The organism is Streptomyces sp. NPDC037410 (assembly GCF_055602235.1).
Map to the genome: position 1 here is coordinate 300,632 of NZ_JBVJWR010000002.1, position 13,183 is coordinate 313,814.

The 13,183-nt window shown below is 73.9% G+C and carries 12 protein-coding genes; 3 read left to right on the forward strand and 9 right to left on the reverse strand.

The annotated features are described in order from the left end of the window. Positions 1-27: 27 nt before the first annotated feature. Together ACZ7HT_RS04290 and ACZ7HT_RS04295 are read right to left on the reverse strand one after the other, a co-directional pair. The gene (locus ACZ7HT_RS04290) at positions 28-855 is read right to left on the reverse strand and encodes a VOC family protein (RefSeq protein ID WP_471159552.1); all 828 of its coding nucleotides are present in this window, start codon (positions 853-855) and stop codon (positions 28-30) included. Positions 856-971: 116 nt separating this feature from the next. After that, positions 972-1,904 (reverse strand): MerR family transcriptional regulator, encoded by a 933-nt coding sequence (locus ACZ7HT_RS04295; RefSeq protein ID WP_471159554.1) that lies wholly within the window; start codon positions 1,902-1,904, stop codon positions 972-974. A 139-nt stretch (positions 1,905-2,043) separates the two neighbouring features. On the opposite strand from ACZ7HT_RS04295, the gene ACZ7HT_RS04300 reads away from it, so the two are divergent. Next, entirely contained in the window at positions 2,044-3,543 is a 1,500-nt protein-coding gene (locus tag ACZ7HT_RS04300) for an alpha/beta fold hydrolase (protein ID WP_471159556.1), read from the forward strand. Between the two features lie 132 nt (positions 3,544-3,675). Here ACZ7HT_RS04300 and ACZ7HT_RS04305 read toward each other — a convergent pair whose 3' ends face one another. From ACZ7HT_RS04305 to ACZ7HT_RS04325, 5 genes are read right to left on the reverse strand one after another with little or no spacing between them, the layout of a single operon-like run. Next, a complete protein-coding gene (locus ACZ7HT_RS04305) occupies positions 3,676-4,470 on the reverse strand; it encodes an ABC transporter ATP-binding protein (protein ID WP_471159558.1) in 795 nt (264 codons plus the stop codon). Then, positions 4,467-5,450: an ABC transporter ATP-binding protein gene (locus tag ACZ7HT_RS04310; protein WP_471159560.1), complete on the reverse strand. Its 984-nt coding sequence runs from the start codon at positions 5,448-5,450 to the stop codon at positions 4,467-4,469. Before ACZ7HT_RS04310 ends, ACZ7HT_RS04305 begins: the two co-directional genes overlap by 4 nt. Positions 5,451-5,455: 5 nt before the next feature. Then, positions 5,456-6,325 (reverse strand): ABC transporter permease, encoded by an 870-nt coding sequence (locus tag ACZ7HT_RS04315; RefSeq protein WP_471159562.1) that lies wholly within the window; start codon positions 6,323-6,325, stop codon positions 5,456-5,458. Beyond that, positions 6,322-7,275 (reverse strand): ABC transporter permease, encoded by a 954-nt coding sequence (locus ACZ7HT_RS04320; RefSeq protein ID WP_471159564.1) that lies wholly within the window; start codon positions 7,273-7,275, stop codon positions 6,322-6,324. The genes ACZ7HT_RS04315 and ACZ7HT_RS04320 overlap by 4 nt, the downstream gene beginning before the upstream one ends. After that, positions 7,272-8,909: an ABC transporter substrate-binding protein gene (locus ACZ7HT_RS04325; RefSeq protein ID WP_471159566.1), complete on the reverse strand. Its 1,638-nt coding sequence runs from the start codon at positions 8,907-8,909 to the stop codon at positions 7,272-7,274. Before ACZ7HT_RS04325 ends, ACZ7HT_RS04320 begins: the two co-directional genes overlap by 4 nt. 145 nt (positions 8,910-9,054) lie before the next feature. Here ACZ7HT_RS04325 and ACZ7HT_RS04330 point away from each other — a divergent pair, with 145 nt between their 5' ends. Continuing rightward, positions 9,055-10,104: a LacI family DNA-binding transcriptional regulator gene (locus tag ACZ7HT_RS04330; protein ID WP_471159568.1), complete on the forward strand. Its 1,050-nt coding sequence runs from the start codon at positions 9,055-9,057 to the stop codon at positions 10,102-10,104. Positions 10,105-10,111: 7 nt separating this feature from the next. Here ACZ7HT_RS04330 and ACZ7HT_RS04335 read toward each other — a convergent pair whose 3' ends face one another. Further along, positions 10,112-11,746 (reverse strand): amidohydrolase, encoded by a 1,635-nt coding sequence (locus tag ACZ7HT_RS04335; protein WP_471159569.1) that lies wholly within the window; start codon positions 11,744-11,746, stop codon positions 10,112-10,114. Positions 11,747-11,895: 149 nt separating this feature from the next. Between ACZ7HT_RS04335 and ACZ7HT_RS04340 the strand changes: the two genes are divergently transcribed. Further along, a complete protein-coding gene (locus ACZ7HT_RS04340; protein WP_471159571.1) occupies positions 11,896-12,606 on the forward strand; it encodes a TetR/AcrR family transcriptional regulator in 711 nt (236 codons plus the stop codon). A gap of 90 nt (positions 12,607-12,696) precedes the next feature. Here ACZ7HT_RS04340 and ACZ7HT_RS04345 read toward each other — a convergent pair whose 3' ends face one another. Then, on the reverse strand, positions 12,697-13,152 hold the full coding sequence (locus ACZ7HT_RS04345; RefSeq protein ID WP_352028654.1) for a MaoC family dehydratase: 456 nt from the start codon (positions 13,150-13,152) through the stop codon (positions 12,697-12,699). Between the last annotated feature and the right edge of the window lie 31 nt (positions 13,153-13,183).

Genomic DNA, 13,183 nt, shown 5'->3' on the forward strand with positions numbered 1-13,183 from the left:
AGGAGCTTCCGAACAGAGAGCGGTGGATCACACGGCCCCGGATCCTCCCGCGTCCTCCGTCTCCAGGGTGAACAGCGCCCCGTCCGGGTCCCGGACCACCACCCGGCGCGTGTCCTCCGCGTCCGACGGCCGCACCCCGGCCCACTCACCGCCCGGCACCACCGCCCCGCCGTGCGCCACGACCGCCTCCTGAGCCGCCGCCAGATCGCGCACCCGGAAGCGGACCAGCCAGCGCGGCCTCGACTGCGGCCGGGGCGAGGCGGATTCGACCGGCCCGCTGTCGAGCCGGGCGACGGCCTCGCCGTCCCGCCGCAGCACCACCCGGTCGTGCTCGTACGACACCTCGCTCGCGCCCGGACTCCCGTCCGCCCAGCGGAGCACCCCGCCGTAGAACACGGCCGCGTCGAACGCGTCGCGGGTGTGCAGCTCCACCCAGGCCGGAGCCTGCCGCTCCCCGACGTGCCAGCGCGACACCGGCCGCCCCTCCCACACCCCGAACACCGCACCGTCGAGATCCGTCGCGATCGCCGCACGCCCGCTCAGCGGCCACGCCATCGGCCCCACGCCGACCGTCCCGCCGCGCTCCCGGATCCGTGCCACCGCCGCGTCGGCGTCGTCGACGGAGAAGAACACCGTCCAGGCCACCGGCACCGCCGGCTCGGCGGCCAGCGCCGCGATCCCGGCCACCGGCACCCCGTCCCGCTCACCCACCACGTACGCGTCGTCGAGCCCGGCCCGCCGGAACGTCCACCCGAGCACGGCCCCGTAGAAGCGCCGCGCCTCCTCCGGATCGCGCGCGGACAGGCTCAGCCAGCACGGCGCTCCCATCCCCTCCCCGGTCGTCGGCCCCGACACCGGCACCACCTCCTTGTCGTCCTGAGTCCGTGCGCCCCTTCCCCGCCCCGCCGCCCCGCAAGCGCGCACTCACCCGGGTGCCGCCGATGACCACACCCCCGGGTGCACCGGCGACGTCAGCCGGCCGGGCCGTGGACCTCGGCCCTGAGGGCCGTCGAGAGGTGATGGTGCAGCAGACCGAGCGGCGGCTCGCCCGGGGCGAACAGACCGGCGGCCAGCTTCCAGTACCGGGGGAGCACCGGGCTGTCGTCCAGGGCGAGCAGACCGAGGAGCCGGCGCCGGAAGTCCGGCGTGTCCCGCTCCCCGCGCGCCAGGGCATAGGCGGCGACGAAACAGTCCAGGGCCCCGCCGTCCTGCGGCTCCCGCCCCGCCCGCACCTCGGCCGAGGCGAGCCCGTACGCCTCGGCGAGACCCTCGTAGAGCACGACCGGACGGTACTCGCCGTCCGGCAGCGGCGGCGCGGGCCGGAACTCCGGCCGTTCGAGGCGCGGGTCGGTGACGAGCGCGTGCAGCCGGGCGAACGCGAGCACCTGCTCGGGGCCCGGGTCCTCCGGAGGCGTCGGCACCACCGCGTCGAGGACCGTGGACACCACCCGCCCCGGCAGCCGCGCCGGCAGGGCCCGCCGCCAGAACCGGGCCAGGGCGTCCGTGTCCGGCGGGGCCGGCAGCGCGCCGAGCAGCCGCAGCCGCTCCGCGCGCTCCCCGGCCCCGGCCTCCTGGACCAGCCGCAGGGAGGCCTCCTTCCAGCGCAGCGCCACCAGCTGGGAGCCCACGTCCCGCAACCGCCCCGCGACGGCCTCTTCGAGGACCGCGTCGGCCCCGTCCCGCTCCAGGACCCGCTCCACCTCGGGCACCGGCAGATCGAGCGCGCGCAGCGAGCGGATGAACCGCAGCCGGTCGAGCGCCTCGGCCCCGTACCGGCGATGGCCGCCGGAGCTGCGGGCCGCCTCGGGCAGCAGACCGCGATCCGAGTAGAACCGCACGGTCTTCACGGTGACACCCGCCCGCGCGGCCAGCTCACCGATGCTCAACAGACCGTCGGACGACACGGGGTGAACCTCTTTCAGCGGGATGCGACCACCTTCTGGCCTGTCCATTCTGACGTCCCGACGGCGCGCTTGAATCTCCCGCAGGGGGAGTTCCTAACGTGACCGCGAGACATCCCCCAGGAGTTGTGAGGAGACGGTCATGACGGCGTTCGTGCTGGTGTCGGGCACCTTTACCGGTGGCTGGGTGTGGGAGGAGACCGCCACCCGGCTGCGGGAGGCGGGTGCGGAGGCGTACCCCGTGACCCTGACCGGGATGGGCGACCGGCGCGCCGAGGCCGGTCCCGGTACGGGCCTGGAGACGCACATCGAGGAACTCGTCGAGCTGCTCGACGGGATCACGGCCGACGAGGTGGTCCTCGTCGGGCACGGATACGGCCTGCATCCGGTGTTCGGCGCCGCCGACCGGCGCGCCGGCCGCGTCACCCGGATCGTCTCCGTGGACACGGGACCCCCGCAGGGCGGCGACGCCGCCGTACGCTCCGTGCCCGACCCGGAGGTCCGTGAGCTGCTCGCCGGACGGCCCGACGCGTCGGTCCCGCCGCCCGCGCCGGGCACCTGGCAGAGGTGGGGCAGCGTCGAGGGCATCCCCGCCGACGCGCTGGCGCGCCTGGAGCGCGAGGCCGCGCCGCAGCCGCCCCGCACGCTCACCGAGCCGCTGCACCTGACCGGCGCCGCGCACGCCCTGCCGAGCACCGGGATCCTCTGCAACGCCAACGGGCAGAGCATCGCCATGGTCGAGATGGCGGTGGCGTCGGGCCCGCCCCAGCTGCGCGTGTTCACCGAGGACCGCTTCCGCTTCTTCGACCTCGCCACCGGTCACTGGCCGATGCTCTCGGCCCCCGGTGAACTGGCCGGGGTGCTGGTCCGCGCGGCCGCAGGCGAGGGCCACCGGGTGACGGCGCCCGAGCGCGAGCACGAGGAGCCGTCCCACCTCAGGCCCTTCCTCATCGACGTGCCGGAGCGGCCGCGCGACCGCGTCGGACGGGTCGACCTCCACCTCCCGGACGGCGAAGGGCCCCGGCCGGCGATCGTCTTCGTCCACGGCGGCCCCATCGACCCCGAGCGGCGGCCCACGCCACGGGACACGCCGTTCTTCCTGGGGTACGGCCGCCACGCGGCGGGCGCGGGCGTCGTCGGAGTCACCGTGGACCTCCGGCTCCACGGCCTCGCCGACTACCCCCGGGCCGCCGGGGACCTCGCCGCGGCCGTCGAGCAGGTCCGCGCCGATCCGCGCGTCGACGGGGACCGGATCGCGCTCTGGTTCTTCTCCACCGGCGGGCTCCTCGCCGCGGACTGGCTCGCCGCGCCCACGCCGTGGCTCCGGTGCGTGGCGGCCAACTACCCGGCTCTGGCGCCGCTGCCCGGCTGGGGGACGGTGGAGTCCCGCTTCCGCCCGGTGGACACCGTGGGCACCGCGGACGGGCCTCCGATCGTGCTGACCCGCGCCGGACTCGAACACGAGGCCATCGCGGCGACCGTCGAGGAGTTCCTGACCGCCGCCGGGAAGCGCGGGGCCGACGTCGAGATCATCGATGCGCCGAACGCCCACCACAGCTTCGAACTGGTCGATCCCACCGACGAGTCCCGGGCGGTCCTGGAGCGTTCGATGCACGCGGTCCTGGCCCGCCTGCGGGCCTGACGGCATCTGCGGGACCGACGGGACACGCGGGACAGACGGCGCCCGCGGGTCTGACGGCGCCCGCGAGTCCGACGGCACCCGCGGGTCTGACGGGCCCGCCTCCCCGGCCCCCGTGGACCGGGGAGGCGGGGGTCACCCCTGCCCCGCCGGCCGCCTGAGTCGCCGGGGCACGGAGTCGAGGAGCAGCCGGGTGTACGGGTGCTCCGGCGCGTCCAGGACGCGCGCGGCCGGGCCCGTCTCCACGACCTGGCCGGACTTCAGCACCAGGACCTCGTCCGCGATGTGCCGGACCACGGCCAGGTCGTGGGTGACGAACAGATAGCCGATGCCCGACTCCCGGCGGATCGTGCCGAGCAGTTCGAGGATCTGCGCCTGGATCGACACGTCGAGCGCGGCGACCGCCTCGTCGAGGACGAGGACCCGCGGCTTCACGGCGAGGGCGCGCGCGATCGCCACGCGCTGACGCTGACCGCCGGACAGGCCCCGGGGCAGCGCCGAGGCCTCGCGCGCGCCGAGCCCCACCTGGTCGAGGAGCTCGGCGACCCGGTCCCGGCGCCCGGCCTGGTCGAGGCCGGTGTGCAGGCGCAGGACCTCGTCCAGGCAGCCCGAGACGGAGATCCGGGGGTCGAGCGACAGATACGGGTCCTGGAAGACCATCTGGATCTCCCGGGCCCTGGCGAGCCGTTCGGCCCGGCCCCGGGGCCGCGCGGAGCGGTCCCGGCCGTCGAGTCGGACCGTGCCGCCGTCCGGCCGCTCCAGACCCACCAGCATCCGGACCGTGGTCGTCTTGCCGCTGCCGGATTCCCCGACGATGGCGAGCGAGGACCCGGGCGCGAGCGCGAAGGACACGTCGTCGACGGCCGTGTGGTCCCCGTACCGCTTGCGCAGTCCCTCGACGGCGAGACCCTCCTTGGGCGCGACGGTCACAGCGTGATCCCTTCTTCGGCACGGTGGCAGGCGGCGAGCCCGTCCCCGTGGCGTACGAGCGCGGGCTTCTCCTCCGTACAGCGCGGCACCGCGTGGGCGCAGCGCGCGGCGAAGGAGCAGCCGGGCGGAGCCTCCGCGAGGGAGACGGGGCGGCCCGGGATGGGGCGGGGCGCCGGCGCGCCCGGTTCGAGCCGCGGGGTGCAGGCGAGCAGGCCCGCCGTGTACGGGTGGCGGGGCGCGTCGAACAGGTCGTCCGTGGACCGGGTCTCCACGATCCGGCCCGCGTACATGACGTACACCCGGTCGCAGACGGCGGCGGCCAGTTCGAGGTCGTGGGTGACGAACAGCATGCCCGTGCCCCGCTCGGCCCGCAGCCGGGCCAGGATCGAGATGACCTCGGCCTGGGTGGTGACGTCGAGCGCCGTCGTCGGCTCGTCGGCGACGAGCAGCGCCGGCTCGCTCGCGAGGGCCGCCGCGATGACGACCCGTTGGAGCATGCCGCCGGAGAACTGGTGCGGATGACGCCGCAGGGCACCGCGCGGGTCGCGGATGCCGACCGCGTCCAGGAGTTCCTCGGCGCGGGCGGTCGCCTCGGCGGCGGGGGTCCCGGCCGCGCGCAGTCCCTCGGTGAGGAAGTCGCCCACCCGCCGCAGCGGGTTGACGGAGGCGCGCGGGTCCTGGAAGACCATGGAGACCTGCCGGGCGCGCAGCGAGGTCAGCTCGGCGCGGTTCATCGCGAGGACGTTCCGCCCGGCGACCCGGACCTCGCCGTCGGTGCGGGCGCCCGCGGGCAGCAGCCCGAGGACGCTGCGGCAGGCCACGGACTTGCCGGAGCCGGACTCGCCGACCAGGCCGACGGTCTCCCCGGGCCGGACCGTCAGGCTCACCCCGTCCAGGATGGGCCGGGCGGCCCGGTCGCCGGCCAGGCGTACGCCGAGGTTCTCGATCTCCAGGACCGGCGCGGTCGCCACCGTATTCATCGCGTTCACCGTTCCCGCTTCGCGATCCGGTCGGCGAGCCCCTCGCCGACGATGCCGAACGCCACCACCGCGAGCACGATGCACGCGGAGGGCGCGAGGGCCGGCAGCATCGCCCCCTGCAGGACGGCCGCCTGCCCCTCGTTGATCATGGCGCCCCAGTCGGCGGCCGGCGGCTGCACCCCGAAGCCGAGGAAGGACAGGGCCGCCAGGTCCATCAGCGCGTACCCGAAGTTCATCGCGGACTGCGCGAAGACCGTCGGCGCGATGTTGGGCAGCAGATGGCGCACGGAGACGGTCCAGCCGGACCAGCCCTGCACCCGGTACGCCTCGATGTACGGCCGGGCCTTCTCCTGCCGGGCGATGCCCCGGACGAGCCGGCCCACGTACGGGGTGTAGGCGACGGACATGGCGATCACGGGCGCGGTGAGTCCCTCGCCGACGACCGACACGAGCAGGATGGCGAGCAGCAGGCCGGGGATCGCGAAGACGAGGTCCATCGACCGGGACAGCATCGTGTCCACCCAGCCGCCCCGCCAGGCCGCCACCACGCCGAGCAGGGTGCCGAGCAGGGTGGAGACGCCGACGACGAGCAGCGGCCCGAGCAGGCCGGTGCGGGCGCCGACGAGCAGCCGGGACAGGATGTCCCGGCCCGACTGGTCCGTGCCGAGCAGATGGTCGCCCGTGGTGCCGACGAGACTCGCCGACAGGTCGAGCGCCTCGGGGTCGTACGGGGTGAGGACGGGCGCGAGCACGGCGACCAGGACGAGCAGGACGAGCACCGCGACCGAGACCGCGAAGAGCGGTCCCTGGCCGAACACGCGCAGGGCGCGCAGCCCGGGCCTGCGGTACGGCACCGCGGAGGTGGTGGAGGTCATGAGGAGCCTTCCCCGAGGGAGAGACGGGGGTCGATGAGCGGGGCGAGCAGGTCCACGACGAGGTTGACGAGGACGAAGGCCGCGACGCTGAGCAGCGTGATCGCCTGGACGACCGCGAAGTCCTTCGCGGTGACGGACTGCACGAGCAGCGAGCCGAGCCCGGGGACGTCGAAGGCGGTCTCGACGATCGAGGTGCTGATGAGCAGGCCGGCGAGCATCGTGCCGCCGACGGTGACGACGGGGCCGAGCGCGTTGCGCAGCACGTGCCGGCGGACCACGGACCGGCCCGCGACGCCGCGGGCCCGCGCCACCTCGACGTGCTCGCGGCCGAGTTCGTCGAGCATCGCCGAGCGGGTCACCCGGGCGAGGAGACCCGCGAAGGACAGCGCCAGGGCGAACGCCGGCAGGGTCAGCTGGTACAGCCGGTCGGCGAGGCCCGCCGGAGTCCCGCCGCCCGGTCCCGGGAACCAGCCGAGCTGGACGGAGAAGACCGAGACGAGCGCGATCGCCGTCACGAACGAGGGCGTGGCGGTGGCGACACCCGTGCCGATCAGCACCACCCGGTCCGGGAGACCGGGCTTCAGGGCGGCGAGGATGCCGGCGGTCACCCCGAGCACCGCGACGAGGACGGCGGCGTAGCCGACGAGCAGGGCGGTGCCGGTGAGGCGCGAGCCGATGAGCGAGGCCACGTCCTGGTGGTACTGGGCCGAGCGGCCGAAGTCGCCGCTCAGCACCCCGCCGAGCCACTTCACGTACTGGGTGACCAGCGGGTCGTCGAGGTGGTGCTCCGCCCGCAGGGCCGCCACGGCCGAGGGGGTCGCGGGGCGGCCGTGCAGGAGGAACGACACCGGGTCGCCGGGGGCCAGGTGGACGGAGCCGAAGACCACGAGGGAGGTCACGAACAGCACCGCCACCAGGCCGAGGAGCCGTCCGACGAGGTAGCGCGTCATCGCTTGGAGGCCCCGATCGTCGCGGCCCACGGGAAGTAGAGCTGGGAGATTCCGGTCGGCGCGCCGGTGATCCGCTTGCCGAGGAAGACCGAGTAGGGCGCCTCGTACACGGGGATGATCGGCAGCTCGTCCATGGCGATCTTCTGGAGCTTCGCGGTGAGCCCGGCGCGCTTGACCGGGTCGGGCTCGGAGTCCGCCCGGTCGAAGGCGACGTCGAACTCGGCGTTCGACCAGCGGCCGTAGTTCCCGAAGTCGCCGGTGCGCAGGTACTGGTAGAACTCCAGCGGGTCGGGCGTGTTGTCGTAGCCGTTGGTGATGACCAGATCGAGGCCGTCGCGCGCGCTCGGGTCGACGAAGATGCTGCTGTACGCGTCGGGCGACACCGGCTTCAGGACGACGTTGAGCCCGATCTGGCGGCCGGCGGCCTGGACGGCGTTGGCGACGACGCTGATCTCGGGCGCCATCGAGCTGGTGGCGATGGTGACCGTGCGGCCGTTCGCGTGGGCCTCCTCGACGAGCTTCTTCGCGGCCGCGACGTCGTACACCGGCTCGGGCAGCGTGTCGTAGAGCTCCGCCGTCTTCTCCGGGGCGAGCGCCCAGGCGCCGCGCGCGGCGGGGGCCTTGGCAGGGACGCCGACGCCGCCGGCCGCGGCCTTGATGATGTTCTTCCGGTCGAGGGCCATCGACAGCGCCTGGCGGACCTTGAGGTTGCTGAGCGTGCCGTGGAAGTCGAGGACCGCGAGGTTCGCGGCGGCGGTGTTGGGGCCGAAGAGCAGCGTGCCCTTGTCGCCCGCGCGCAGCTGCGAGAAGGAGGAGGACGGGACCATGTACCCGCCGTCGGCCGTACCCGAGAGGAAGGCGTTGGAGCGGGCGGCGGCGTCCTCGATGAAGGTGAACTTCACCTTCTCGGACTTGGGCGTGAGCGTCTTGTCCCAGTAGGCGGCGTGCCGCTTGAGGGTGATGCTGTCGCCCTGGGCCCACGAGTCGAGGGCGTACGGACCCGTGCAGTTCAGCTTGCCCTTGGGGGTGCCGTAGTCCTTGCCCTCCTTGGCGAGGGAGGCCGCGCTGACGATCGTGCCGGGGGAGGCGGCCATCAGCTCGTGGAAGAGGACGTCGGCCTTGCCGAGGCGGATGGTCACCTCCAGCGGGCCGGTCTTCTCGATGGAGTCGACGGTCTTGAAGGTGGAACCCCACGGAGAGCCGGTCTTCGGGTCCATCTGGCGCTTGAGGGAGGCGACCACGTCGTCGGCGGTCATGGTGGTGCCGTCGTGGAACTTCACCCCGGGGCGCAGGGTGTAGACGAGGGTCCGGGGGTCGGGCTGCCGCCACTTCACGGCGAGGCCGGGCACGATCTTCATGTCGGGGGTGACCCGCATCAGCTGCTCGCACACGTTGGCGAGGACGGTGTTCGGCGGGTAGTCGTACGCCAGGGCGTAGTCGAGCGTGTACGGCTCGGCGTACAGGGACCAGGTGAAGGAGTCCAGCGGGCCCTGCGCGGGTGCGGAGGTCGGGCTGACCTTGTAGTGCGCGCCGCCGCCGGCCGCGGGCGGGTTCGTGGCGCCGGAGCAGGCGCTGGTGGTGGCCGCGAGGGCGGCGGTACAGGCGAGAAGCGCGAGGGCTCTGGGCATGCGCATGGGGAGGGACCCACCCCTTTACAGGTGTAGTGACGGGCTCGGGGGGATGGAGCGAGTATTGGTGCGGGAACGTTCCCGCACAAGACCTGCAGACGACTTTGCGGGAACGGTTTTGCAGAGGTCACGGGGGTGGCACCATCACCCCATGACCGAAGCTTCAGGGCGCGGCGGGCAGCCCTCGCCGCCCATCCCGCGCGTCCGCCTCGTCGACGTGGCCCGCGAGGCGGGCCTGTCCAAGACGACCGTCTCGGCGGCGCTCAACGGCACCGGCAGGCTCTCCCCCGAGGTACGGGAGAAGGTCCGCGAGACCGCGCGCAGAATGGGCTACCGGCCCAACGCCACCGCGCGACGGCTGCGCGCGGGACGGGCCCGGCTGATCGGATACGTGGTCGGCGAGTTCGCCGCCACTCCATGGACCTTTCTCGAGTCGCCGTACTTCGCGAGACTGACCGGCGCCACCGCGGCCACCGCGCTGCGCCGCGGCTACGCCGTGGTGCTGCTGCCCGCCGGCTCCCTGCAGAGCGAGTGGGCCGACCTGTCCCTCGACGCGGTGGTCGTGGCCGACCCCGTCGCCGACGACCCGGTCGTCGAGGGCCTGCTCGCCGCCGGCGTCCCCGTCTTCACGGACCGCTCGGCCGAGGGGCTGCCGGGGGCCTACTGGGTGGACGTCGACGCGGGCGGCGCCGTCCACGAGGCCCTCGACCACCTGCGGGAGCAGGGGGCCCGGAGGCCGGTCCTCGTGGTGCCGGACAGCACCACCCGCTTCCACACCGAGGTGTACGCGGCGCACCGGGAGTGGTGCGCCGCCCACGACCTGCCGGAGCGGGTCGTGCGCGTCGCGGAAGCGGGCAACGGTCCGGTGGTGCAGGGAGTCGAGACCGCCCTGGCCGGGCCGGAGCGTCCCGACGCCCTCCTGGTCGTGGCCGAGGCGAGCCCGCCCCTCGTCCTGGAGGCGGCGCGCCGCCACGGGTACGAGGTCCCGGACGACCTGCTGGTCGTCCTGGTCAGCGAGGACGCCACGGCCCTCGACACCCAGCCGCCGGTGACCACGCTGAGCCTGCGGCCCGAGGCGGTCGCGGAGGCGGGCATCGAGCACCTCGTCGCGGTCCTGGAGCACGGCCGCCGGGAGCCCGCCGGGACACTGGTCCCGACGCGCCTCGACGTCCGGGCGTCGTCGGTGCGACCGAAGGCCTGAGGCCCGGTCAGGCCGAGTGGACCAGCCGTCCGCCGACGTACGTCCGCTCCACCCGGGCCTCTGCGATCTCCTCCGGCGGGCCGGTGAGGATGTCGCGGTCCAGGACGACCAGGTCGGCGAGGTTGCCGGGGCGCAGGCTGCCGGTGTCGTCGAGACCGTTCACGTGCGCGGTGCCCGCCGTGTAGGCGGCGAGCGCCGTGGTGAGGTCGATGCGCTGCTCGGCGTAGAAGATCCGGTCGTCGGTGGCCTCGGGGTCGCGGCGGTTGACGGCGACGTGGATGCCCTCGATCGGGTTCGGGCTGCTGACCGGCCAGTCGCTGCCGGCGGCGAGCGTGGCCCCGGCCCGTACGAGATCGCCGAACGGGTACTGCCAGGCGGCGCGCTCGGAACCCAGGAACGGGATGGTGAGCTCGTCCATCTGCGGCTCGTGCGCGGCCCAGAGCGGCTGGATGTTCGCGAGGGCGCCGAGCGCCGCGAACCGCGGCAGGTCGTCGGGGTGCACGACCTGGAGGTGCGCGAGGTGGTGGCGGTTGCCGCGGCGCCCGTTGACCGCGATGGCGGCCTCCAGCGCGTCCAGGGCCTCACGCACGGCCCGGTCGCCCAGGGCGTGGAAGTGGACCTGGAAGTCGAGGGCGTCGAGCTCGGTCACGTAGCCGCGCAGCGCCTCGGGGTCGACGAAGCTCAGCCCGCTGTTGGCGGTGGCGCAGCCGCAGCCGTCCAGGTACGGGGTGGTCATCGCGGCCGTGAAGTTCTCCGCGATGCCGTCCTGCATGATCTTGACCGTGCCGGCGCGGAACCGGCCGGCGCTCAACTTCTCGCGGCGCTCGACCAGTTCGGGGATCTGCTCGGAGCCGCGCTCCCGGTCCCACCAGAGCGCGCCGGTCACCCGGGCGGTCAGCGAGCCGTCGACGGCGGCCGTCCGATACGCCTCCGACGGATCGGCCATGCCGCTGAAGGTGCCGAGCAGCGCGTCCTGCCAGGCCGTGATGCCGAGCGAGTGCAGCAGCTTCTGGGCGCGCAGCAGACCGGCGAGCCGGTCCTCGGCGGTGGTCTCGGGCACCAGCCGGGCGACGAGCCCGATCGCGCCCTCCTGGAGCACGCCGCTCGGGGTGCCGTCCGCCTCCCGCTCGATCCGGCCGTCCGCCGGATCGGGGGTGTCGGCGGTGAGCCCGGCGAGCTCCAGGGCACGGGAGTTGGCCCAGGCGCCGTGGTGGTCACGGTTCGAGAGCAGGACCGGCCGGTCGGGGACGACGGAGTCGAGCAGCTGCCGGGTGGGCAGTCCGCCCTCGAAGCTCTCCATCGACCAGCCGCCGCCGGTGATCCAGGCCCGCTCCGGATGGGCGTCCGCGTACTCCCGGATCCGCTCCAGGTAGTCGGCGACGCCGACCGTGCCGGTGAGATCGCACTCCGCCAGCTCCTTGCCACCGCCGACGGCGTGGATGTGGGCGTCCTGGAAGCCGGGGAGCAGCAGCTTCCCCGTCAGGTCGACGACCTCCGTGCCGGGCCCGACGAGGTCCCGTACCTCGTCGTGCCCGACGGCCGTGATCCGCTCGCCGACGACGGCGAGCGAGGTCGCCCGGGTGCGGGCCGGGTCCGCCGTGAAGACGGGCCCGCGGGTGAAGACCAGATCGGCCGTGGTCATGGACGCTCCAGAACGTGTGGTGTGGATGGGTGGGCGCCATGCAAGCGGGCGGGCGGTTCACACGTCAATGGTGTTGACGTAAGGTTCCGGCCGGGGAGGCCCGCGTCGGGCCGTTTACACGTCAACTACGTTGACGTAATGTTCCGGCCATGTCCGAACGTGTCGTCCCCGAAGGCAGTCGGCAGCGCCGCCGCCCCACCAAACAGGGCGCCGTCCTCTCGGAGCGGCTCATCGTCGACACCGCGCTCCGTCTGATCGCCCAGCACGGCGCGGAAGCCCTCTCGGTACGGAGACTGGGCGCCGCGCTCGGCGCCGACCCCACCGCCCTCTACCGCTACTTCCGCAACACCGACGCCCTGCTCCTCGCCGTCGCCGACGAGCTCATCGGCCGCGCGCAGGAAGGCTGGACGGCGACCGGCGACTGGCGCACCGACCTCCGGGCGATGGGGCTGCGCATCAACTCCTGCTACCGCAACAACCCGCAGGCCGCCGCCCTCGCGGCGCACCGCACCACCGGCCGCCCCCACGAGACCCTGGCCGTCGAACGGATCCTCGGCATCCTCCGGGACGGCGGCTTCCCCGACGACCTCGCCGTGCGCATCTACCACGCCTTCGTCGACCAGGCCCTCGCCTTCGCCGCCCAGGACGCCGCGGCGGCGGCCCTGCCGACGGCCGCGCGGGAGAAGGACGAGGAGGTCTGGCACGCGGTCTACGGCCGCCTGTCCCCCGACACCCACCCGAACGTCGCCGCGACCTTCCCCCTCCTGGCCGCCGACATGCGCGACAGCGGCTACCCGTTCGCCCTGGAACTGATGCTGGCGGCGGTGGAGGCGCTCCGGCCACCGCAGACGCGCACCTGAGCCCGCCGCCCTCGACACGACCCCTCGCGCGGTACGCGGAAGGGGGGCGGCCGCATCGGCAGCCGCCCCCTTCCGCGTACACCGCCGGGATCAGGCGAAGAAGCGGTACACCGCCTGCGCGACGCACGCCGGCTTGGCGACGCCGTCGATCTCCACGGTGAGGTCCACGACGACCTCGACGCCGCCCTTGACGTCCTCCACGGACACCACACGGCCGTGGGTGCGGATCTTCGAGCCGACGCGCACGGGGGAGGGGAAACGCACCTTGTTCAGGCCGTAGTTGACGGCCATCGACACGCCCTCGACCTGGAGCAGCTCGCTCCACATCGGGATGAGCAGCGACAGGGTCAGATAGCCGTGGGCGATGGTGCCGCCGAACGGGCCGGCGGCGGCACGCTCGGCGTCGACGTGGATCCACTGGTGGTCGTCGGTGGCGTCGGCGAAGGTGTCGACGCGGGGCTGGGCGATCTCGACCCAGGAGCTGTGGCCGAGGTCGGCCCCTGCCTGGGCCTTGATCTCGTCGATGCCGTGGACGGTGAGAGCCATGGACGTACTCCTCTGTACCGGAAAGTATCGG

Coding starts and splice junctions, on each gene's coding strand:
- ACZ7HT_RS04300 (WP_471159556.1), top strand. CDS start 2,044: ATGACGGCGTTCGTGCTGGTGTCGGGCACCTTTACCGGTGGCTGGGTG.
- ACZ7HT_RS04335 (WP_471159569.1), bottom strand. CDS start 11,746: ATGACCACGGCCGATCTGGTCTTCACCCGCGGGCCCGTCTTCACGGCG.
- ACZ7HT_RS04325 (WP_471159566.1), bottom strand. CDS start 8,909: ATGCGCATGCCCAGAGCCCTCGCGCTTCTCGCCTGTACCGCCGCCCTC.
- ACZ7HT_RS04320 (WP_471159564.1), bottom strand. CDS start 7,275: ATGACGCGCTACCTCGTCGGACGGCTCCTCGGCCTGGTGGCGGTGCTG.
- ACZ7HT_RS04345 (WP_352028654.1), bottom strand. CDS start 13,152: ATGGCTCTCACCGTCCACGGCATCGACGAGATCAAGGCCCAGGCAGGG.
- ACZ7HT_RS04310 (WP_471159560.1), bottom strand. CDS start 5,450: ATGAATACGGTGGCGACCGCGCCGGTCCTGGAGATCGAGAACCTCGGC.
- ACZ7HT_RS04330 (WP_471159568.1), top strand. CDS start 9,055: ATGACCGAAGCTTCAGGGCGCGGCGGGCAGCCCTCGCCGCCCATCCCG.
- ACZ7HT_RS04315 (WP_471159562.1), bottom strand. CDS start 6,325: ATGACCTCCACCACCTCCGCGGTGCCGTACCGCAGGCCCGGGCTGCGC.
- ACZ7HT_RS04340 (WP_471159571.1), top strand. CDS start 11,896: ATGTCCGAACGTGTCGTCCCCGAAGGCAGTCGGCAGCGCCGCCGCCCC.